The sequence below is a fragment of the Nocardia sp. NBC_00403 genome (assembly GCF_036046055.1).
Taxonomy (GTDB): domain Bacteria; phylum Actinomycetota; class Actinomycetes; order Mycobacteriales; family Mycobacteriaceae; genus Nocardia.
Genome location: NZ_CP107939.1, coordinates 2595053 through 2616588, shown reverse-complemented (window position 1 = coordinate 2616588; position 21536 = coordinate 2595053). Strand labels below are relative to the sequence as shown.

General features: G+C 66.1%; 20 protein-coding genes, 1 tRNA gene and 1 pseudogene. 7 read left to right on the top strand and 15 right to left on the bottom strand.

The features are described 5' to 3' along the window. Positions 1-129: 129 nt before the first annotated feature. The 11 genes from OHQ90_RS11475 to argS form a co-directional block, all read right to left on the bottom strand. The gene (locus tag OHQ90_RS11475) at positions 130-795 is read right to left on the bottom strand and encodes an L-threonylcarbamoyladenylate synthase (protein ID WP_328409861.1); all 666 of its coding nucleotides are present in this window, start codon (positions 793-795) and stop codon (positions 130-132) included. An 860-nt stretch (positions 796-1655) separates the two neighbouring features. After that, positions 1656-2528, bottom strand: a complete 873-nt coding sequence (gene prmC, locus OHQ90_RS11470) for a peptide chain release factor N(5)-glutamine methyltransferase (RefSeq protein WP_328409860.1) — start codon at positions 2526-2528, stop codon at positions 1656-1658. A 25-nt stretch (positions 2529-2553) separates the two neighbouring features. After that, positions 2554-3570 carry a peptide chain release factor 1 gene (gene prfA, locus OHQ90_RS11465; protein WP_328412772.1) on the bottom strand — a complete coding sequence of 339 codons (1017 nt, stop codon included), beginning with the start codon at positions 3568-3570 and terminating at the stop codon, positions 2554-2556. A 162-nt stretch (positions 3571-3732) separates the two neighbouring features. Then, positions 3733-3975, bottom strand: a complete 243-nt coding sequence (gene rpmE, locus OHQ90_RS11460) for a 50S ribosomal protein L31 (protein WP_328409859.1) — start codon at positions 3973-3975, stop codon at positions 3733-3735. Positions 3976-4232: 257 nt separating this feature from the next. Continuing rightward, positions 4233-4559, bottom strand: coding sequence for a hypothetical protein (locus OHQ90_RS11455; protein ID WP_328409857.1), 327 nt, complete (start codon positions 4557-4559; stop codon positions 4233-4235). A 175-nt stretch (positions 4560-4734) separates the two neighbouring features. Further along, positions 4735-6735, bottom strand: a complete 2001-nt coding sequence (gene rho, locus OHQ90_RS11450; protein ID WP_442941372.1) for a transcription termination factor Rho — start codon at positions 6733-6735, stop codon at positions 4735-4737. Between the two features lie 437 nt (positions 6736-7172). Further along, entirely contained in the window at positions 7173-8132 is a 960-nt protein-coding gene (gene thrB / locus OHQ90_RS11445) for a homoserine kinase (RefSeq protein ID WP_328409854.1), read from the bottom strand. A 43-nt stretch (positions 8133-8175) separates the two neighbouring features. Beyond that, complete coding sequence (gene thrC / locus OHQ90_RS11440) at positions 8176-9270, bottom strand: threonine synthase (protein WP_328409852.1); 1095 nt, start codon at positions 9268-9270, stop codon at positions 8176-8178. A gap of 94 nt (positions 9271-9364) precedes the next feature. Beyond that, on the bottom strand, positions 9365-10720 hold the full coding sequence (locus OHQ90_RS11435) for a homoserine dehydrogenase (RefSeq protein WP_328409850.1): 1356 nt from the start codon (positions 10718-10720) through the stop codon (positions 9365-9367). 76 nt (positions 10721-10796) lie between these two features. Further along, a complete protein-coding gene (gene lysA, locus OHQ90_RS11430) occupies positions 10797-12212 on the bottom strand; it encodes a diaminopimelate decarboxylase (protein ID WP_328409848.1) in 1416 nt (471 codons plus the stop codon). Positions 12213-12258: 46 nt separating this feature from the next. Beyond that, entirely contained in the window at positions 12259-13911 is a 1653-nt protein-coding gene (argS, locus tag OHQ90_RS11425) for an arginine--tRNA ligase (protein WP_328409847.1), read from the bottom strand. A 91-nt stretch (positions 13912-14002) separates the two neighbouring features. On the opposite strand from argS, the gene OHQ90_RS11420 reads away from it, so the two are divergent. The 3 genes from OHQ90_RS11420 to OHQ90_RS11410 all read left to right on the top strand — a co-directional run bounded on the left by OHQ90_RS11420 (position 14003) and on the right by OHQ90_RS11410 (position 16058). Then, complete coding sequence (locus OHQ90_RS11420) at positions 14003-15001, top strand: DUF3105 domain-containing protein (protein ID WP_328409846.1); 999 nt, start codon at positions 14003-14005, stop codon at positions 14999-15001. Then, a complete protein-coding gene (locus OHQ90_RS11415; protein ID WP_328409844.1) occupies positions 15002-15853 on the top strand; it encodes a DUF305 domain-containing protein in 852 nt (283 codons plus the stop codon). Between the two features lie 132 nt (positions 15854-15985). Continuing rightward, positions 15986-16058: transfer RNA gene (locus OHQ90_RS11410), tRNA-Arg, on the top strand. Between the two features lie 182 nt (positions 16059-16240). Here OHQ90_RS11410 and OHQ90_RS39365 read toward each other — a convergent pair. From OHQ90_RS39365 to OHQ90_RS11400, 3 genes and pseudogenes are all read right to left on the bottom strand, one after another. After that, a pseudogene (locus OHQ90_RS39365) lies at positions 16241-16672 on the bottom strand (tyrosine-type recombinase/integrase); the annotation flags it as partial. Positions 16673-16782: 110 nt separating this feature from the next. Continuing rightward, positions 16783-17094, bottom strand: coding sequence for an Arm DNA-binding domain-containing protein (locus tag OHQ90_RS11405; RefSeq protein ID WP_328409842.1), 312 nt, complete (start codon positions 17092-17094; stop codon positions 16783-16785). Between the two features lie 11 nt (positions 17095-17105). Beyond that, positions 17106-17282, bottom strand: a complete 177-nt coding sequence (locus OHQ90_RS11400; RefSeq protein ID WP_328409840.1) for a helix-turn-helix domain-containing protein — start codon at positions 17280-17282, stop codon at positions 17106-17108. Positions 17283-17620: 338 nt separating this feature from the next. On the opposite strand from OHQ90_RS11400, the gene OHQ90_RS11395 reads away from it, so the two are divergent. Together OHQ90_RS11395 and OHQ90_RS11390 are read left to right on the top strand one after the other, a co-directional pair. Beyond that, a complete protein-coding gene (locus tag OHQ90_RS11395; RefSeq protein WP_328409838.1) occupies positions 17621-18313 on the top strand; it encodes a class I SAM-dependent methyltransferase in 693 nt (230 codons plus the stop codon). An 85-nt stretch (positions 18314-18398) separates the two neighbouring features. Continuing rightward, positions 18399-18857, top strand: coding sequence for an MmpS family transport accessory protein (locus OHQ90_RS11390; RefSeq protein WP_328409836.1), 459 nt, complete (start codon positions 18399-18401; stop codon positions 18855-18857). 138 nt (positions 18858-18995) lie between these two features. On the opposite strand, the gene OHQ90_RS11385 is transcribed toward OHQ90_RS11390, so the two are convergent. After that, complete coding sequence (locus OHQ90_RS11385) at positions 18996-20213, bottom strand: amidohydrolase family protein (protein WP_328409834.1); 1218 nt, start codon at positions 20211-20213, stop codon at positions 18996-18998. 62 nt (positions 20214-20275) lie between these two features. On the opposite strand from OHQ90_RS11385, the gene OHQ90_RS11380 reads away from it, so the two are divergent. Continuing rightward, complete coding sequence (locus OHQ90_RS11380) at positions 20276-20779, top strand: MarR family winged helix-turn-helix transcriptional regulator (RefSeq protein ID WP_328409829.1); 504 nt, start codon at positions 20276-20278, stop codon at positions 20777-20779. 115 nt (positions 20780-20894) lie between these two features. Beyond that, entirely contained in the window at positions 20895-21530 is a 636-nt protein-coding gene (locus OHQ90_RS11375) for an Rv0361 family membrane protein (RefSeq protein WP_328409827.1), read from the top strand. Positions 21531-21536: the final 6 nt, after the last annotated feature.

Genomic DNA, 21536 nt, shown 5'->3' with positions numbered 1-21536 from the left:
GGTCGACATGTGCCACGCGACCGACCGCATGGGACGGAAAGCCGCTTCACCTCCGATGCCGAGGTCAAGAGCTCAGCGCCTCGGCTTGCGGTCCGACATCCAGGTTTTACTGCATCCGGGTCGAGCAACTTACCGCGACACAGCGCCGGTCAGGGCTTCCGGCGACATCCCGAGCACCTCGGCAATATCGGCGACCGCCACCGCGCCCTCGCGCAGAACGCGCGGCTGGTCGGCGGTGAGATCGACGATGGTGGAGGCGACGGCATGCTCGGACGGTCCGCCGTCGAGGTAGACCCCGACCAGGTCGCCGAGCTGATCGCGAGCCTCGGCGGCGGTCTTGGCAGGCGGCTGTCCCGAAACATTGGCACTGGACACCGCCAGCGGGCCGACCTCACGCAGCAGTTCGAGCGCGACCGGATGCAGCGGCATCCGCAGCATCACCGTTCCTCGGGTGTCGCCGAGATCCCACGCAAGTGAAGGGGCTTGCTGCACAACCAGACTCAGTCCGCCGGGCCAGAACGCACGAATCAGTTCGCGGGCCTGTGGGCGCACCGAGAAGACCAAGCCGTCGATGGTGTGCCACGATCCGACCAGCACCGGCACCGGCATGTCCCTGCCGCGTCGCTTGGCCGCAAGCAGCGAACCGACCGCCGAAGAATCGAACGCGTCGACGGCGAGGCCATAGAGCGTGTCGGTGGGCAGCACGACCAACCGCCCGGATTTCAAGGCGCTCGTGGCTGCGGTCAGTCCGGCGGCACGGGAGTCGGGATCCGCGCAGTCGTAGACGGTACTCACGCCCCTCATCCTGTCACAGTGTTTTTTTGGCAGCGCCTGCGGCGCTGCGTGTTCGCGGCCCCCTTGGTCTCGCTTCCGAGCCGTCGAGACTCGCGCCTGCGGCGCATCGCTTCGACGGCTCGGAAGCGAGACGGGCCGCGAACTCTAGTGCTCGGGTCTCGCTTCGCTTGGAAGGTGTCATCGTGCCGAGTGGGGGCGTCGGTAGCTGAGCTTGCGACTTCGATGGATGGTCTCGGGCTGCTGTAGAGGTGGGATGCGCTGCGAACTCTGATGCTCGGTGTCGCTTCGCTCGGAAGGTGTCATCGTGCCGAGTGGGGGCGTCGGTAGCTGAGCTTGCGGCGTTGGTGGATGCGCTTCGACGGCTGTGCACGGGGTCGCGTACTCCAGTGCTGGATGTTGCTTCGCTCGAAGGCGCCATCGTGCTGAGTACGTGCGTCGGTAGCTGAGCTTGCGGCTTCGGTCGACGTGCTTCGGTTACGGAGGCGGGACGGGCCGCGAACTCTTAGGGCTCGGTCTCGCTGCGCTCGGAAGGTGTCATCGTGCCGATAGGGTGCATCGGTAGCTACAAGCGGCATCTACTGCTGGCCGAAATCCGACTGGTCGAAAGGCATACGACAAGGTCGCGAGCATCAGTTCTACGCACCCCTCGGCACGACATCGTCTTTCGAGTTCACCAACAACCCCTTGGCACGACGACACCGTGGTGTATGCGGTTGGGCTGCTCAGGTGGTGGGATAGGCCGCAGGCTCTAGTGCTGGATCCAGCTGCGCTCGGCACGCGAAACTCGGGCCGTGGGGGTAGGGCGCTCGGCGTGTAGCGCAGCTGTCGAACTGGACCGGATCAAGAGCTTGGCGGGGCGGTCATGTGTGGTTGGCGGCGACGAAGCGCGGTTTTCCGGCCAGGTCGGGGTGTTCGACGATGTCGGTGAATTCGCCCTGTTTGCCGAGTAGGGCCGCCAGTTCCGAGCCGTTGGTGTCGTCGTGTTCGATGGCCGTGGTGCCGCCGGGGCGCAGCAGGCGGGTGATGGTGGGGATCATCGCGCGGATGACCTCCAGGCCGTCGGGGCCGCCGAACAGGGCCAGATGCGGGTCGTGGTCGACGACCTCGGGGTCGAGTTCGGCGGCATCCGGAATGTAGGGCGGGTTGGACACCACGAGGTCGACGCGGCCGTTCAGCTCGGACAGCAGGTTCGGGTCGGTGACGTCGTCGGCGTACAGGGTGATGGGGGTGTCGCCGTCGGCAATACGGAGGTCGGCATTGCGGCGGGCCCATTGCAGCGCGGACGGATCGATCTCGATGGCGTGCACGTCGGCATCGGGGCGGGCGTGCGCGATGGCCAGGGCGAGCGCGCCGGAACCGGTGCACAGGTCGACCACGATGGGCGTGTGATCGTGCGGCAGCTTCTCCAGCTGGCCCAATGCCCAGGCGAACAGCAGCTCGGTCTCCGGTCGCGGCACGAAAACGCCGGGCCCGACCGCCAGGTCGATCTCACCCATCGCGGCCGTACCGGTCAAGTGCTGCAACGGGATTCGTTCCGCACGCTTGGCGACCAGCGCGCGGTACTGCGCCAGCTTCTCGGGCTCGACCAGAGGCGTCAGCGCCAGTCGTGTTCGCTCGACGCCGAGCACGTGCGCCGCGAGATGTTCGGCGTCTGCCTGCGGACTGTGTACCCCGGCCGCCCGCAGGGTCTCTACGGCTTCATTGATGACTGGACGCAACGGCTCACGACTCATAGCGCTGACTTTGCCCGATCGAGGCCTATTCGGCGGCCATTCGGGCCTCGCGATCCGCCTTGCCCAGCGCATCGAGCAATGCGTCCATATCGCCATCGAGCACAGCATCCAGGTTGTGGGCCTTGAATCCGATGCGGTGGTCGGCGATCCGATTCTCCGGGAAGTTGTAGGTGCGGATGCGTTCGGACCGGTCGACCGTGCGGATCTGGCTGGCTCGGCCCGCCGCGGCTTCCTGGTCGGCCTGCTCCTCGGCGAGCGCCTGCAGCCGTGCGGCGAGCACCTGCATAGCACGTGCCTTGTTCTGCAGCTGGGAACGCTCGTTCTGGCAGGTCACCACGATGCCCGAGGGCAGGTGGGTGATGCGAACAGCCGAGTCGGTGGTGTTGACGCCCTGACCGCCCTTGCCGGAGGAGCGGTAGACGTCGATGCGCAGATCGGTTTCGTCGATCTGCACCTCTTCCACCTCGTCGGGCTCCGGATAGATGAGCACGCCCGCGGCCGAGGTGTGGATGCGGCCCTGCGATTCGGTCACCGGGACGCGCTGCACCCGGTGCACACCGCCCTCGAATTTGAATCGCGACCAGACACCGTCGCGTGCGGCGTCCTTGCTCTTGATCGATAGCGTGGCGTCTTTGTAGCCGCCGAGGTCGGAGATGGTGACGTCGAGAACCTCGACCTTCCACCCGTGCCGCTCGGCGTAGCGGATGTACATGCGGGCCAGGTCCGCAGCGAACAGCGCGGATTCCTCGCCGCCTTCGCCGGACTTGACCTCGAGCACCACATCGTCGCCGTCGTGCGGGTCGCGCGGAGCGAGCAGATCCGCCAGCGTCTGCTCCAACTCGACGACCTGGCGTTCCAGATCGGGCACCTCGGCCGCGAAAGCCGCATCGTCGGCCGCGAGTTCCTTGGCGGCGGCGAGATCGTCGCGGGCAGTCTGCAGTTTGTTGTAGGTGGCCATGATGGGGGCCAACTCGGCGAACCGCTTGCCGACCCGGCGCGCAGCGCCCGGATCGTTGTGCAGCGCCGGATCGGACAGCTGCATCTCCAAGCCCGAGTGCTCGGCCAGAATGTCATCGATCGCGGACGGTTGCGTCACGGTAGCTGCTTCCTCTCGTTTTTCCACGCCATCCCGGGCGAAGACCGGGACCACACAAAAGCACCGACGCCCGGCCTGCAGAAGCAGGACCGGGCGTCGGCGAGGAAGCTACTTGGCGTCGGCTTCGGCTTCGGCCTTCTTGCCGGCACGCTTGCCGTAGCGGGCCTCGAAGCGGGCCACACGGCCGCCGGTGTCGAGGATCTTCTGCTTGCCGGTGTAGAACGGATGGCACTGCGAGCAGACCTCGACGGTGATGTGTCCCGACTCCTTGGTGCTGCGAGTCTGGAAGGTGTTGCCGCAACCACAGACGACCGTGGTGTCGACATACGTCGGGTGGATTCCTGCCTTCATGGGTGTCCTCTCGATATTGGCCGCCGGGTCGCCCTTGCAGATCGCGAGAGCGTGAACCGGAGCCGACTAGGCGGGAGGTCTGCTCGGTGAGCAGACGCAACGACCGTTCAGTATGCCAGAACTGCCGCTACGCTCCCAAAACGCATCCCGGTACGGGTTTGTTCCCGGCCAGCGAGTACTCCCCCGCCTTTCCCGCCCATAGAAGTCCGGGCACGCGAATCCCACACTCTTACCGAACCCTTAAGTCGAGTAGTCCGCTACTCAGGAATGCGAACACTGCTGTTCATAGAGTTTGAGCCCTGGTAGCACAACGCCGTGCCGAGACAGAAAGGAGAACTCATGAACAGCCGAATCGCACTCGCGATCTTCGCCCTGTTGATTCTCACTGTCGCGGTGGGCTGGCTTGCCGCACCCGACGCCCCGCACACCTCGACCGCCGTATACACGGAGCCGACCACGACGGCCTTCGAACCCGTGAACACCGCAACCGCCTCCGACTCAACAGCAACGACCGCAATGATCATCGGCTGCATGATCATCGGCGCTGCCGCCATCGGGCTGGTGTTCTTCGGTCCATGCAGCACTCAGGGGCCCCGTGTGCACGGAGCCCCTGAGATTGCTGGAACAACTACTGATTTCGCGAGTACCTGGGTAACTCCTGGGGTACGCCCAGAAGTCGCCGAGTACTCGACCGCCGGCCCGCCGTGCGACTCTCGCGGCACTTATTTGTGTGCTGAAGTCGCGGGGAGGCGAACTGGCTCATTCGTCGAGTGCGCCTGGCGCGGTCTTGCTCACCTGCATCAGGAACTCGAGGTTGTTCTTGCTCTTCTTCAGTCGGTCGATCAGCAGATCGATCGCCTGATGCGAGTCCAGGCCGGTCAGTACGCGGCGCAGCTTGTGCAGCACCGCGGCCTCGTCTGGGCTGAGCAGTAGCTCGTCCTTACGGGTACCGGACGGATTGACGTCCACCGCCGGGAACACACGCCGTTCCGCGATCTTGCGGTCCAGCTTGAGCTCCGCGTTGCCGGTGCCCTTGAACTCCTCGAAGATCACCGTGTCACCGGTCGAACCGGTCTCCACCATCGCGGTGGCGATGATCGTCAGCGAGCCGCCGTTCTCGATGTTGCGCGCCGCGCCGAGGAACCGCTTGGGCGGGTACAGCGCGGTGGAATCGACACCACCGGAGAGGATGCGGCCGGAGGCGGGCGAGGAGTTGTTGTACGCACGGCCCAATCGGGTGATCGAGTCGAGCAGCACCACAACGTCTTTGCCCATTTCGACCAGGCGCTTGGCCCGCTCGATGGCCAGCTCGGCGACCGAGGTGTGGTCTGACGGCGGCCGGTCGAAGGTGGAGGCGATGACCTCACCCTTCACCGAACGCTGCATGTCGGTGACCTCTTCCGGACGCTCGTCGACCAGCACAACCATGAGGTAGACCTCGGGGTTGTTGATGGCGATCGCGTTCGCGATGTCCTGCATGATCGTGGTCTTACCCGCCTTGGGCGGGGAGACGATCAGCGCACGCTGACCCTTACCGATCGGCATGATCAGGTCGATCACACGCGTGGTCAGCTTGTTCTGCGTGGTTTCCAGACGCAGTCGCTGATTCGGGTAGAGCGGGGTCAGCTTGCTGAACTCGGGACGACGCTTGGCCGCATCGACGTCACCGCCGTTGACGGTGTCCAACCGCACCAGCGGATCGAACTTCTGCCGCTGGTTGCTCTGCTCACCGTCACGCGGGGCGCGCACCGCACCGGTGATCGCGTCACCGCGGCGCAGGCCGTTCTTGCGAACCAGGTTCATCGAGACGTACACGTCGTTCGGTCCGGCCAAATAGCCCGAGGTCCGAACGAACGCGTAGTTGTCGAGCACGTCGAGGATGCCCGCGACCGGCTGCAACACGTCATCTTCGCGGATCTCCAGCTCACGGGCCTCGCCCGTGCTCGGGCCGCCTTCACGGTCACGACCACGACGACGCTCACGGAAGCGACGTCCACGCCGTCCGCGACCGCCCTCGTCCTCGTCACCGCCACGGTTGCTGTCGCCGCCGCGGCTTTCGCCGCCACGGTCCCGATTGCCGCTCCCGTTCTGGTTGGTGCGCTCGGACTGGCCGCGTTCGCCGGACTGACTCCGCTCGCCGGACTGACTCCGCTCGCCGGACTGACTCCGCTCGCCGGACTGACTCCGCTCGCGGCGGCGTTCGCCTTGCTCCTGATCCTGCTTCGGCTCGTCACCCCGCGATTCCGCCGACGCGGTCTCGCCGCCGGAGCGGGCCTGGTCACGTCCGCGACGCTGCCTGCCACGACCACGCTGACCCGGCTCGCGGCCGGAATCCTCGGTGGTCTCGGTCGGCGCGGCCTCGGCCTGCGCCGAGTCGGCCTGCGTTTGCTCGGATCGAGCAGACTTCGAGGGAGCGGACTTCGACGTGGCCGCGGGAGCCTCATTCGACTGAGCCGCGGCGGGAGCCTGATTCGACGGAGCGGAAGCCTCGTTCGCCGCGGCAGGAGCCGCGGGCGTCACATCCAGGGTTGCCTGCACCGGCACCGCCTTGGCGGTGTCCGCATCGGACTTCACCTCGCCACGCGCGGACTTTTCTGCCTTCGCCGACTTTCCGGCCTGGTTTTCCTTGATAGCGGCGATCAAATCGCCTTTGCGCATTCCGGAGGTGCCTCGGATACCGAGCTCCCCCGCGAGCGCGCGCAACTGCGGCAACAACATTCCAGTCAGCCCCGATCGTGCGACGTCGGTTTGTTCGCTCATCTTCGAAATCTGTCCGGAGTCACTTTCGCGGTCGCCCGGGGTCGTTGGGTTGGATTCCACCCCGGGTGTCGCGAGCAGGTCCGTATCTGTCACGGAAATCCTTTCCTTCCCTCGATTGCCGTGTGCTATTTCGAGGGTTTGTTCCGCAGTTCGGGCACTGTGCCGAACTCGGAGTACAACCGCAGGACATCCGTCCTGCCGGTCGCTTTGTGCCGTATCACCTGCCCCGCCGGACCGGCGGCTTCGCCACCAGTTTGTGAAAGGTGGGAGAGATCATTCCAGTTGCGCAGCTACGCAGCACCCCCATGGCCTGGAGGCTCGAGCCTGGAGCCTGCTGGAGCGATTGCCCTGATGAAGCACCGGCGTCTGATGCGCACGATGTACGGACTCGCTCAGGATAGCTGGCAACTGTCAACCTCGGCAAGGCAGACTCGCCGTCAGTCGACCTGGACGCCTTCTGCGAGTCCCGGTTCGACCACCCGCAGACCTTCCGCGGCTGCCAGTTCGCGGAGTTCCTGGGGGAATTCGCTGGTGACGAGGGCCAGCACGGTCGGGCCCGCGCCGGAAACCGTCGCCGCAATACCAGCGGCCCGCAGCCGGTGGATCCAGGTGGTCGTCAGCGGCAGGGCGGGCGCACGCTGGCCCTGATGCAGCCGATCCGCGGTCGCGGGCAGCAGCAGATCCGGGCGCTCGGTCAGTGCGACCACCGCGAGGGCGGCCCGGCTGACGTTGAACGCGGCGTCGCCATGCGGCACCACCTCGGGCAGCAGACCACGGGTGTGCGCGGTGGACGAGCGCTCCTCGGGAATGAGCACCACCGCACGCAGGTCGGGATGCGGCTCGAGGCGCACCGCACGGTAGATCCTGGTCGGCGCGGCCGCGGTGCCGTCCGCGCCCGCATCGGCGGGCCGGTCGGTCTCGGTCCAGGACACCACCACACCGCCCAGCACGCTGGCGGCCGCGTTGTCCGGATGACCTTCGAATTCCGATGCCAGCTGCACCAATTGGTCCGCGCCGGTGGCCAGTGCCGGATCCAATTTCGCGGCGAGCGCACAGCCGGCGGCCAGCCCGCCGACCACCGCGGAGGCCGACGAACCCAGACCACGTGAATGTGGAATCACGTTGCGGCACACCACATCGAGGCCGTCGGCCCATACGCCGGCAGATTCCAGGCCGCGCTCGATAGCACGCACCACCAGATGCGAAGGGCCCCACGGCACGTCGTCAGCGCCCTCACCCTCCACCCGGATCGTCAGGCCGGAATCGGTAGTGCGCACCTCGATCTCGTCGTAGATGCCCAATGCCATACCAAGCGAATCGAATCCGGGACCCAGGTTCGCGCTGGAGGCGGGCACCCGCGCGAGCACGGACAACCCAGCGGGCAGCGTCCGCGTCATGGCTGCTGCCCGCTCATGCAGTTGACTTTCCCGAGCACTCAACTCAGGCCAGCTCTAGTTCGGCGGCCACCGCGACCGGGTCGACCTCGAGCGCCTGGACCTGCGGCATTCCCAACAGCGCGGTATCGGGATCCTTGAGTCCGTTGCCGGTGACGGTGCACACAACGGTCAGGCCGGAGTCGAGCCAGCCCTCCTTGCGGGCCGCGAGCAGACCTGCGACGCTGGCCGCCGAAGCAGGCTCGACGAAGACGCCCTCGGTGGCAGCGACCAGTCGGTACGCCTCCAGGATCTCCTCGTCGGTGGCGGCGCGGAATGCGCCACCGGACTGCTCTTTGGCTTCCATCGCACCGTTCCAGGATGCGGGCGCGCCGATCCGGATGGCGGTGGCGATGGTTTCCGGGTCCTTGACCGGAGCGCCGTTGACCAGCGGCGCGGCACCCGCGGCCTGCACACCGAGCATGCGCGGCAGCTGCGTGGTGATGCCGTCGGCGTAGTACTCGCGGTAACCGCGCCAGTAGGCGGTGATGTTGCCCGCGTTGCCCACCGGGAGCACGTGCACGTCCGGCGCCTTGCCGAGCACATCACAGATCTCGAACGAGGCCGTCTTCTGCCCCTCGATGCGGGCCGGGTTCACCGAGTTCACCAGACCGATGCTCGGGAATTCCGCGGTCACCTTGCGGGCCAGCTCCAGGCAGTCGTCGAAATTGCCCTCGACCTGGATGATCTTCGCGCCGAGCATGACGGCCTGGGCCAGCTTGCCCATCGCGATCTTGCCCTGCGGGATCAGCACGGCGCAGGTCATGCCGGCGCGGGTCGCGTAAGCGGCGGCCGATGCCGAGGTGTTGCCGGTGGAGGCGCACAGCACAGCGGTCTGACCGCGGTACTTGGCGTCGGTGATGGCCATCGTCATGCCGCGGTCCTTGAACGAACCGGTCGGGTTGAGCCCCTCGACTTTGAGATACACATCACACCCGGTCAGCTCGGACAGGTGCGGCGCGGGCACCAGCGGGGTGCCGCCCTCGAAGAGGGTGACCGGTTCCCAGTCGGCTGCGCCCGCGAGCCGATCACGATAGGCCGCGATCAGCCCCGGCCAGCGCGAATGCACTCCGGTCTGCGGTGCGACGCCTGCGGTGTTCATGCCAGCGCTCCCTGCGTCGGACCGGGAGCAGGTGCGCACCGGAAACCTGTGGACATATCGCCTCGAATGTCGGCGACTGTCCGCACATTCGTCCTCATTCTTCGGTGCCTTCCAATCTCAGAACACTCGTCACGGACGTGACGGACTCCATCTCCGCGAGAGCGGCCACGGTGTCCGCGAGCGCCGACTCCACCGCGTGGTGGGTCACGACAACAAGGCGCGCACCGTTGCCGTGCCCTTCCTGGCGGACGGTCGAGATGCTCACCCCGTGCACGGCGAACTCGCCCGCAACCTTGGCCAGAACCCCAGGACGGTCTTCGACCTGCAGGTTCACGTGGTAACGGGTCGGCGTATCGCCGATCGGCGCAATCGGTAGCTCAGCATAAACCGATTCGCCGGGAGCACGGCCACCGTAGAACTTGTTACGCGCCGCCATCACCAGATCACCGAGCACCGCAGACGCCGTCGGAGCGCCGCCTGCGCCCTGACCGTAGAACATCAGCCGTCCCGCGTTCTCCGCCTCGACGACCACCGCGTTGAACGCACCGCTGACCGCGGCCAGCGGGTGCTTGCGCGGGATAAGGGCCGGGTAGACGCGCACCGAGACACGCTCCTTGCCGCCTTCTTCCGGGCCGGGCTCGCCGGGGCCCGAGTCGACGCGCTCGCAGATGGCGAGCAGCTTGACGGTGCAGTTCAGCTCGGAAGCGGTCTCCAGGTCCTCCGCGGAGATCTTCGAGATGCCCTCGCGATACACGTCGGCAGCGGTGACCCGGGTGTGGAAGGCCAGTGAGGCCAGGATCGCGGCCTTCGCGGCAGCGTCGTAGCCCTCGACGTCGGCGGTCGGGTCGGCCTCGGCGTACCCGAGGCGAGTGGCCTCGGCGAGCGTGTCCGAGTAGTCGGCGCCGGTCTCGTCCATCGCGGAGAGGATGAAGTTGGTGGTGCCGTTGACGATGCCGACGACCTTGTTGACCCGATCACCGGCCAGCGACTGGATGAGCGGGCGCACCACCGGGATGGCGCCGGCGACGGCGGCCTCGAAGTACAGGTCGGCGCGGCTGCGCTCGGCGGCCGCGGCGAGCTCACCGGTGTAGTCGGCGAGCAGCGCCTTGTTGGCGGTCACCACGGATTTGCCCGCATTCAGCGCGGCCAGGATCAGTCTGCGCGGCGGATCGATGCCGCCGATGACCTCGACAACCAGGTCGACGTCGTCGCGGGCGACGAGCGCGTCCGGGTCGGTGGTCAGCAGTTCGGCGGGCAGGCCGCGGTCGGTGTCGAGGTTGCGCACCGCGACACCGCGGAGCACGACCGGTGCGCCGACGCGCGAGCGCAGGTCATCGGCGTGGTCGCGCAAAATGCGCACCACCTCGGTGCCGACATTGCCCATCCCGAGGACCGCGACCCCGATCGGACGATCGGTTCCCCAGGTTCCATGCTTCGCGGCATTGGTCATGATTCCACCTCTGTGTTAGTGCGGGATACCCGCACTCGATCGGCTCCGATGAGCGAGGCTGCGTCGGTGTTGCTCATTACACCTCCAGGCTGAGCAGGTCCGACACCGTTTCCCGGCGCAGAATGAGTCGCGGAACTCCGTCGCGCACTGCGACGACCGCGGGACGTGTCAGCTGGTTGTATCGACTCGACATCGAGTAGCAATACGCACCGGTGGCCGCCACTGCGACCAGATCGCCGGGGCCGACATCGGCGGGCATCCAGGTGTCCCGGATAATGATATCGCCACTCTCGCAATGCTTTCCGACCACGCGCGCAACCACCGGGTCGGCGTCCGAAGAGCGCGAGACCAGCCGGCAATCGTAGTCCGCCTGATACAGCGCGGGGCGGATGTTGTCGCTCATGCCGCCGTCGACGCTGACATAGCGGCGGGTAAGTCCGCCGTCGAGCGAGACGTCCTTGATCGTGCCGACCTCGTATAACGTCACAGTGCCCGGTCCCGCGATGGCGCGACCCGGTTCCACCGCGATGGTCGGCTCCGGCAGTCCGGCTCGGTCCGCTTCCTCGCCGACCAGCTTGCGCAGGCTCGTCGCGAACTCGTCCAGCGGCGGCGGGTCGTCGTTCGGCAGGTACGAGATACCAAGGCCGCCACCGAGATCCAGGGTGGCGATCTGGGCGGTGCGCTCGATACCGAACTTGTCGACGGCGGCGCGCAGCAGTCCGAGCATCCGGCGCGCGGCGATCTCGAAGCCGTCGAGCTCGAAGATCTGCGACCCGATGTGCGAGTGCAGCCCGACCAGACGCAGGTTGTCGGCCTCGAAGACGCGGGCCAGCGCCTCCATGGCGTCGCCGCCCGCGATGGAGAAGCCGAACTTCTGATCCTCGTGCGCGGTCGAAATGTATTCGTGCGTATGGGCTTCCACACCGACGGTGACACGAACGAGCACATCCTGCACCACGCCCGCGCGGCCCGCGACCACCTCGAGGCGATCGATCTCGATCAGCGAGTCGACCACCACGTGCCCGACGCCCGCCGCGACCGCCGCCTCCAGCTCGGGAACCGACTTATTGTTGCCGTGCAACGCGATTCGCTGGGCCGGGAAGCCCGCGTGCAGCGCGACGGCCAGCTCGCCACCGGAGCACACGTCCAGCGAGAGCCCTTCGTCGCGGATCCAGCGGGCGATCTCGCCACACAGGAATGCCTTGGACGCGTAGTGAACTCGCGCATTCGAGCCGAACGCGCGCACCATATCGCGACAGCGGGAACGGAAGTCGTCCTCGTCCACCACGAACAGCGGGGTCCCGAACTGTGCGGCCAGCTCGTGCACCGGCACACCGGCCAGCTGCACGACACCGTCGCCATCGCGAGAAGCGTTGCGCGGCCACACATTTACGGGCAGATCGATCATCTGCTTCGGGTCACGCGGGCGCTCGGCCAGGCTGGGGGCGTGCGGAATCTCGGCGTGCCGGGGTCCGGCTGGATGCGCGCTCACTGAACTACCTTCCTCATGCTGCTCGTCTCGAAGCCCGATAGCCCGTTCACATGCGCTCCGGTGCATTGACGCCGAGCAGCCCGAGGCCGTTGGCGAGCACCTGACGGGTGGCCTCACACAGCGCGAGCCGTGCGGTATGCAGCGGCATCGACTGCTCGTCGCCCTTGGGCAGCACCTGGCAGGCGCCGTAGAACCGGTGGTACGCGCCTGCGAGCTCCTCCAGATAGCGGGCGACCCGGTGCGGTTCACGCAGACTCGCGGCGCTGGCAACCACCCGCGGGTACTCGCCGATGGTGCGGATGAGTTCGCCTTCGTGCTCGGTGGCGAGCAACCCGAAGTCCGGGTTCGCGGCGCTCACCCCGAGATCCACCGCGTTGCGCGCCAACGACGACAGCCTGGCGTGCGCGTATTGCACGTAGTAGACGGGGTTTTCGTTGTTCTGGCTGGTCCACTGGTTCAGATCGATATCAATGCTCGAGTTCACCGAGCTGCGTACCAGCGCATAGCGGGCCGCGTCGACACCGATCGCCTCGACGAGGTCGTCGAGGGTGACAACGGTGCCCGCGCGCTTGCTCATCTTCACCGCGACGCCGTCTTTGACCAGATTCACCATCTGCCCGATCAGCACCTCGACCGTGGCCGGGTCGTCGCCGAACGCGGCGGCGGCGGCCTTCAACCGGCCGATGTAGCCGTGATGGTCGGCGCCGAGCATGTAGATGCACAGGTCGAAGCCGCGGGCCCGCTTGTTCTGGAAGTAGGCGATGTCGCCCGCGATGTAGGCCGCGTTGCCGTCGCTCTTGATGACCACACGATCCTGGTCGTCACCGTAATCCGAGCTGGCGATCCACCACGCGCCGTCCTTCTGGTACAGATCGCCGGAGTCCTTGAGTGTGGTGACCGCTTGCTCCACCGCGCCGGACTCGAACAGCGAGCTCTCGTTGAAGTAGACGTCGAAGTCGGTGCCGAACTCGTGCAGCGATGCCCTGATCTGGGCGAACATCAGCTCGACACCCTCGGTACGGAACAGCTCGAGCCGCTCGGCCTCCGGCAGCGTCAGCGCATCGGGATGCCCGGCGACGATCTTGTCGGCGATCTCGGTGATGTAGGCGCCCGCGTACCCGTTCTCCGGTGTCGGCGCGCCGGCGGCGGCAGCGACCAGCGACTTGGCGAAGCGGTCGATCTGCGCGCCGTGATCGTTGAAGTAGTACTCACGGGTCACGTCGGCGCCCTGCGCGGCCAGGATCCGGCCGAGCGCGTCACCGACCGATGCCCAGCGGGTACCGCCGAGGTGCACGGGGCCGGTCGGATTGGCCGACACGAACTCCAGGTTGATGCGAGTTCCGGTCAACGCTTCCGACGTGCCGTACCCCGCACCTGCCGCGAGCACCTGCGCGACGATCGCGCCCTGTGCGGACGCGGCGAGCCGGATGTTCAGGAAGCCGGGACCCGCCACATCGGCGGAGTCGATGCCGTCGGTCGCGGCGAGCGCGGCGGCCAGCCAGGCTGCCAATTCGCGTGGATTGGTTCCGGCCCGCTTGCCGACCTGCATCGCCACATTCGTGGCATAGTCACCATGTTCCGGATTACGGGGGCGCTCAACACTGACCGCGTCGGGCAGGACCGCAGGGTCCAGTCCACGTTCGACAAGCACCTTCGCCGCAGTTGCGCGAAGGAGATCTGCAAGGTCAGCTGGAGTCACGAGTCTCTATCCTATGGTCTGGGCGGGTGTGCACCTCGAGTGGGCACCGCACTGCCAGCGGATCCATCACGTCGAAAGAGCACAACGAGCAATGCCGAGCACAAGTGCCAAATCGGCCAAGGCCGTACAGGCCGCCGGGAAGTCGTCGTCTTCGCGCAAAAGGGGCGGTGGCAAGAGCCCGCTCGGCAAGAAGCGCCAGATTCCGTGGCTGGCCATCGGCGCTGCCGCGGTCATCATCGCATTGGTCGGTGTCCTCGCCTACAGTCTGGTCCCGAAGTACCGGGACAAGGCCGACCTCGAGAAATACACGCCGAGCGCCCAGCGCAAAGACCCTTCCGATCAGATCTCGGGCGTGACCAAGCAGGAGTACCCGGCCGGTCTGCACGTCTCCGGCGCCCAGCGGGTGGCCTATGACCAGAGCCCACCGTTCGGCGGCCCACACGATCAGGCCTGGGCGAACTGCACCGGCGTGGTGTACAGCAAGCCGATCCGGGCGGAGAACGCGGTGCATTCGCTCGAGCACGGCGCGGTATGGATCACCTATAACCCGGACAAGGTGGACGCCGCGGGAGTCGAAACCCTGAAGAAGAAGGTCGAGGGCAAACAGCAAACCCTGATGTCGCCGTACCCCGGCCTGACATCGGCGGTGTCGCTGCAGTCCTGGGGCCATCGGCTGACGGTGGACAGCCCCGACGACAAGCGGGTCAACCAGTTCCTCACGGCGTTGCGTGGCAACCCTTACGGCGCCTACCCCGAGGTGGGCGCGAGCTGCTCCAACCCGTCCTTCGACGCGAACAACCCGCTGCCGTTCGACCCCAGCCCGCCCGGACCGAATGCGGTGCCGATGGACGGTAAGGGCCTCGAACCCGATCCGACCGAGCTCGGTGGCGGCATGCCGGGTCTGCCCGGCGGCATCCCGGGCGTGCCCGGTGTTCCCGGTCTGCCGGGTGCTCCTGGTCTGCCCGGTGTTCCCGGTCTGCCGGGTGCTCCTGGTCTGCCGGGTGCTCCTGGTCTGCCCGGTGCTCCTGGTCTGCCCGGTGCGCAGATCCCGACGCAACCCGCCCCCGGTCAACCGACGACGGGCCAGTAGATGGCCGACACAGGAACCAAGCCGGACTCGAGCGCCACTTCCGGCAGTGACGCCGGTGGCGGTCCGATCGAACAGGACCTGGCCGCTGCCCCCGGCAATGACGCCGGTGCCGAGTCGACCGAACAGAACCCGACCGCCGCATCCGGAGACGACGACGGCACCGGTTTCGGCGCACAGTTCCGCCGTCAGCGCACCGCGTTGCTGGTCATCGGTGCGATCGGCATCCTGCTGATCGGTTTCGCCGTCGGCGCCCTCGCTCGGATTCCGTTGGACCGCAATGCCGAACCCGACCCGAACGCCGTGGACACCGGTTTCAGCCAGGACATGTCCGCCCACCATGCCCAGGCAGTCGACATGGCGGGCGTCGCGCTCATCGGCTCCACCGACAACGACGTACGCAGGCTCGCCTACGACATCCTGACCACTCAGCAGGCCCAGCTCGGCAGGATGCAGGGCTGGCTGCAGCTGTGGGGCAAGCCGATGCAAGACGTCGACGGCTACATGGGCTGGATGACCGAACCCGCGGGCGCCGGCCACGACCACGCCGGCACGGGCAGCACGGCGGGCCACCCGATGTCCGGCCCGATGCCGACCATGCCCGGCATGGCGACCAACGCGGAGATGACAGCGCTGCGCCAGGCCACCGGCCCGTCCCTGGACACGATGTTCCTGCAGCTGATGCTGCGCCACCATCAGGGCGGCATGTCGATGATCCGATCCGCGGCCGAGCACGCCGAAACCACCGCCGTGCGCAGCTTGGCGAGCACCATGGAGACAACCCAGCGCGGCGAAGCCCAGCTGATGACCACCATGCTCACCACCCGAGGCGCAACACCCCTACCGGTGACCTGACCCCCGTCCGCGCCGGGTTCGAACCCGCGAAACCGCCCGACCCGGCGCACTTTTTGGCGGACGGCTGCCGATGCGATACGCTTGCCCCGCCCGATCGGCCGCCCCACCCGGCGTTCGACCGAGATCTATCCCGCCCTCGTAGCTCAGGGGATAGAGCGTCTGCCTCCGGAGCAGAAGGCCGCAGGTTCGATTCCTGCCGAGGGCACGCATAGAAAAGGCCCCGACCAGTAGATTCCTGGTCGGGGCCTTCTTCGTTTTCTGACTCAGCCGGCCTCGAACACGAGATGACACAACCTCTCCCAAAGTCTTCGCCGCTGCCCTCAACGCCTCGTCCTGGGAATGGGTGTAAATCCTGGCGGTGACACTGGCATCGGCATGCCCCAGCCACGCAGCGATCACTGCCATCGGCACCTTCCGCAGATGCATCGTTGTGCCGCCAATGTGACGAGCATCATGCAATCGGATGGGGCGGACGCCAGCCTTCTTAACAACCTTCGCCCACCGGTGTGTGAGCGTGTCCGGGTGGTACGGCGCACCATTCTCATTGCAGGCGACGTAATCACCGTCTCGGTACGCCTCCCCTAGCCGGAGCCGATCCGCTGCCTGCCGCCGCCACGCCTTCCGCAGCACCTCCACCATCTCGTCATCCATCGGAAGGGTTCGAACCGACGCTTCGGTCTGCGGATCGTCCTCTACCGCCTTGCCGCCCGCCGGGGCACGACCGATCTGTATATCAATTGCCTTGCGCGTGAAATCGACTTCGCTCCAGCGCAATCCACCCAGCTCGCTACGCCGCGAGCCAGACAACGCGAGAAACACAAGTGCCCGTCACGGTCAGCATCAAGACTGCCCAGCACCTTCGCCACCTCCTCAGGCTTGTAGGTCTGCGGCCTTGTGCTTCTTGACCGATTTGAGCTTGATCGCACGAGCTACGCTGTATGACAACCATTTTCGTTCAATCGCATAGTCCAAACCATCGACGTCGTTTCGATCGTCCGCTTCAGCGATCGAGCCACCCACGGCCGACGAACCCGACCCTGCTCGGTGACCGTCCCGCCCTGCTTCGACGCCGCCACCAAAGTATCCAGATGGGCTTCCTTCTCGGTTCGAAACCGGTGGCGCACCTGATGTCGTTTGCCGGATTGCGGATCGACCCCAGCATCGGCCCGCACCTGATAGCGAACAGCCTGTTTCCCGGTGCGCCGGTCAGTCACGTTGATCTCGGTGATCTGAGATGGCAACTGCTACCTGGTCATGCCGCCACCTGATCGAGACCGGCGATGTAATCCGCTACCGCCTGTTCGCTCACGAACCGCCGCCGACCGATCTTCACCGACCGCAGCTCCCCCGTCCCGATCAGCTCGTAATACTTGCTGTGCCCGACCGGAATCAACTCCCGAGCTTCTTCCTCGGTCAAGAGTCCGGCCATGTCCCCATGCCTTCTTATGCCGCTTGCCAAGTTGCCGAAAGTTCTTGCGCACCAGGTGGAGCGGCAGCCGACCGGGCCCGGGTGTACTCCGCCCGCCATGCCGTTCGTTCAGTAGGGCAGCGGCCGTGACTTTCGCGGTGGCATGACGCTGCGCCGCTCAGATCGCCGTTACGCTCGACTCGATCGTGAGGCGAACACTTCCGGACAGCGCGTCCGGGTCGATCATGGTTCAATCTGCCCGTGGACAGTGCGACCCTCTACCCTCGGTTACCCCGTGCCGGCATTCGAAGGAATCGATGCCCGATATCTGCAGGAGCCTGCGTTCGCAGGAGGTGCGGATGATCACGGACGCTGATCTCGACCGGATACCCGGATGGTTTTATCCCCCCGATCCGATGCTGTTCCGGTTCTTCCTCGAGCTCTCGGAGCGTAGATGCGGGGTTGCCGATCTCGCCGAAATCGGCTGCTGCTTCGGCAAATCCTCGGTCCTCATCGGCGAATACCGGCGTAGCGGGGAAGAGCTCACGGTCGTCGATCTGTTCGAGGACCCCGCGCCCAACCTGGCCAATTTCACCGAGAACCGCCGCGATTACGGCGATCTGACCGAATCGGCATTCCGAGCCAACTATGCGCGGTTCCATTCGTCACCACCGCGAATCCTGCGAATGGACAGCTCCGCAGCCCGCCCGATCTTGGCGCAGCGCCGCTACCGTTTCGTGCATATCGACGGATCCCACCTCTATCGAACTGTGCGGGACGATATCGAAACAGCGCGAAATATACTGGTGGGCAACGGTATTGCCGTGCTGGACGACTATCGGTCCGAACACACACCCGGCGTCGCGGCTGCGGCGTGGACCGCCGCCCGAGACGGTCTGCGAATCGTCGCCCTCTCGCCGTGGAAGCTCTACGGAACGTGGGGCGACCCGCGGCCCTGGCGATCCGCACTTCACACCTGGCTCCTCGACTCCGGAGTGTCCTTCGACACGCAAGAAGTATTCGACGACGAGATCATCCGGGTCATCGGATAGCGGATGCTGCGCCGAGATCAACAGATCCCAGGTCGGCCGGGCCGGCCGCTGGAGCCGACTGGCCCGCACGTGGGTGCTGCTCGGGGTGGTCGTTTTGGTGTTCGGTGGCTGCGTCGCGATCATCGGTACCGCGGGCAAGGAGATCAGCGAAGCCGTCGACGCCGCAAACTCCTCCATCCAGGCGGCAGCGACATTGTTGGCGTCGGTGCCCGGCCCTGTACAGATCCCAGATGTCACGATCCCGCCGGTGATTGCGGCACCGCAGACTGGGATAACGCTTGTGTACGAGATCGTCTCCGATGCACCGACACTGAATTCGGTCACCTACTTCGACCACAACTCCGAGTTACAGCGGGAAGCCGAAGTGGCGGCACCGTGGTCGAAATCGGTCACGAACAACTTGGGGATCGTGATTGTCGGCGTCGGCGCGCAGACCAACGGAACATCCGTAACGTGCCGGGCCATCGTCGATGGCACGGTGACGGACGAGAAAACCGCTACCGGCAAGGACGCCGCGGTGAACTGCTCGGGCAGCACCATCTGAGCGCGTAACCTCGAGCTCGAGAGCCCTGGACAGGGTCTCCATAGTGGCCGACGACACCGACGGCCTGGCTCGGCTGCCGTGTGAACAGCTCTATCTCGAGCCGTGATCTGGCCGGCCTGTTGAAGCCACGATGACAATTCAAACCGTCGCCACGTGGCGGGCCGACACCAATAGCTCGGCCCGCACCGCATCGATTCGGTGACGGACAAGTCGCCCACCGTGTTTGACGATCTCGCCGCCGACCAACACAGTGTCGATATCGGCAGGTCCGGCAGCAAGGACAACCGCGGCGATCGGGTCGAGTAGGGCGCTCATGCCGAGGCTGTCGGTGCGCAGCACGAGGAGGTCTGCTTGTTTGCCTGGGCGCAGCGAGCCCGTGACATCGCCGAGGCCGAGTACCTGCGCGCCTTCGAGGGTGGCCATGCGCAGCACGTCGCGAGTGGTGAATTCCAGTCCTGGACGTGCTCTTTCGAGTAAGTAGGCGGCCCGCATCACGCTGAACATGTCGCCAGGGCCGCTGGTGACGGAGTCGGTGCTGAGCGAGGTTGGAATACCGGCCGCGCGCAGGCGACCGGTTGCGGGGTAGCCGATGTGCAGGCCGGCCTCGCTGATCGGTGCGATCGACGCAGTGCCGCCGGTGTCGGCTATCCGCCGCAGTTCGTCGTCGGAGAAATAGTTGGGGTGGATATAGGTGGTTCGCGGCCCGAGCAGGTCGTTCGCCGCCAGCACGGCCAATCCCATTGCCGCGCTTTCTCTTCCATTGCCGCCCATGTGCACGGTGATCGGTAGTCCGAGCTCTCTGGCTTCGCGCCACTCTCGAACCCCCTCGTCCGCTCCGGCGATTTCGGGCCCCATCGCGGCGTAGGCGAACGTCAGCCGAGGCGTGACCGACGCGGGAGCGGCACCGCCATAGGCGAATACGCCACGGATGCCCGACTCGCAGAGTCCCTGGATCGCGGCGTCGGTGTGGTCCGGAGTGGCATTGAGCTGGGACCAGTCGAGCAGCGTGGTCGTACCGGAACCCAGCGCGTCCAATGCTCCTGCGAGGTTGCCGATGCGAACGTCGGCAGGTCGATAGCGTGGTGCGTAACCACCGAGGACACTCGCGAGATAGTCGCCGAGGGTGGCGTCGGCCATGGTCGCGCCGATGGCGGCCTGCCAGGTGTGCCGATGAGTGTCGACGAATCCCGGCATCACGATGTGACCACTGACGTCGAGCACCTCGGGTGCGCTCAATCCCGTTCCGAGAGCGGCGATTCGACCGTTCTCGATCAAGACGTCGGTGTGCTCGGTGACCCGCGACTGTGGCTCGGTGTCCAGCACGATGCCGCCGCGAAGAAGAAGTGTCGAACTCATGTCCCAAGGCTAGATTAAAAGCTTTTCAGAAAGCAATAGTGAAAGCTAGTAGACTCCCCGCTGTGCAGGATGACGTCGACGAACTGGTGCCGGGATGGCAGGCCAACGGCCTGTCCGACTCGTTGATCGCGACGCTGGAGCTGAGCAAGCGGATCTCGCGACTCGACGGGGTGATGCAGCAGGCGATCCGGACGGAGATTGCCGAATTCGAACTCACCTATGCCGAATTCGATGTGCTGGCAGCACTATTGCGCGCGGGCGCCCCACATCGACTCAAGCCGAGCGAGCTCAGTCGCGCACTGTTTCTGACCTCGGGCGGCACCAGCAACGTGTTGCACCGTCTCACCTCCGCAGGCCGCATCGAACGCGCCGACAACCCGGGTGATGGACGCAGCCGATGGGTCCAGCTGACGCCCGAGGGCCTGCGCGTCGCCGAGGCCGCGGTGGCGACCGCGGGCCGCGTGCACCAGCAGGTGATGGGCGGCGTACCCGACGACGTGGTACGCCGAGCCGCCGACGCGCTACGCGACATCAACGCAATTGTCGGCCGACGACGCTCCCGCTGACCAGCACCGGCCCGCCCTCGGGCCGTCATCGCCAGCGTTGTCCCGGTTCCGTTCGCCAGCCCGCACAGTGCCGTAATCTTCGTGGCAAACCGGGGGTGAGCGGAGGGATGGGACGATGACATATCCGCCGAGCGGGCAGCCCCCGTACGGATCGCAGTACCCGGAACAGCCAGGTCAGCACGGGTATCCACAACAGGGGTCGTACCCGCCGCCGCAGCCCTACGGGTACCCGCCGCAGGGCGGCATGGGCTACCCGCCGCCCGGATATCCGCCGCAGGGGTATCCACCACCGCCGAAGAAGAAGCGGACGGGGCTGTTCATAGGTTTGCTGGTGCTGGTGTTGATCATCGCAGGCGGGGTTGCCGCGGGTGTGGTGCTGACGGTTCAGGGCAAGACACCGCTCGCCTCCGACGAGAAGAAGATCGAGGCGGCTATCCACGAGTTCTATGACGCCCTCGGCAAAGACGGCTTCCGAGCGGCGGCCGCGAAGGCGTGCGCGTCGGATCGGGCCGATTTCGACTCGCTGAGCCAGGAGCAGAAGCAGGCCTTCGATGCGGCTCAGGTGTCGGTGACCATCAATAGAATCGAGGACATTGTGGTCACCGGAGACACGGCGACCGCGCACATCGTCGGACACCTCACGCTCACGCTCCCTGGCGAGACGCCCAACACCGATGACAGCACCAACGAACATTTACGGAAGGAAAACGGGAAGTGGCGGGTCTGTTCGGCGGAAGCGGGCAAGAACTGAACGCGC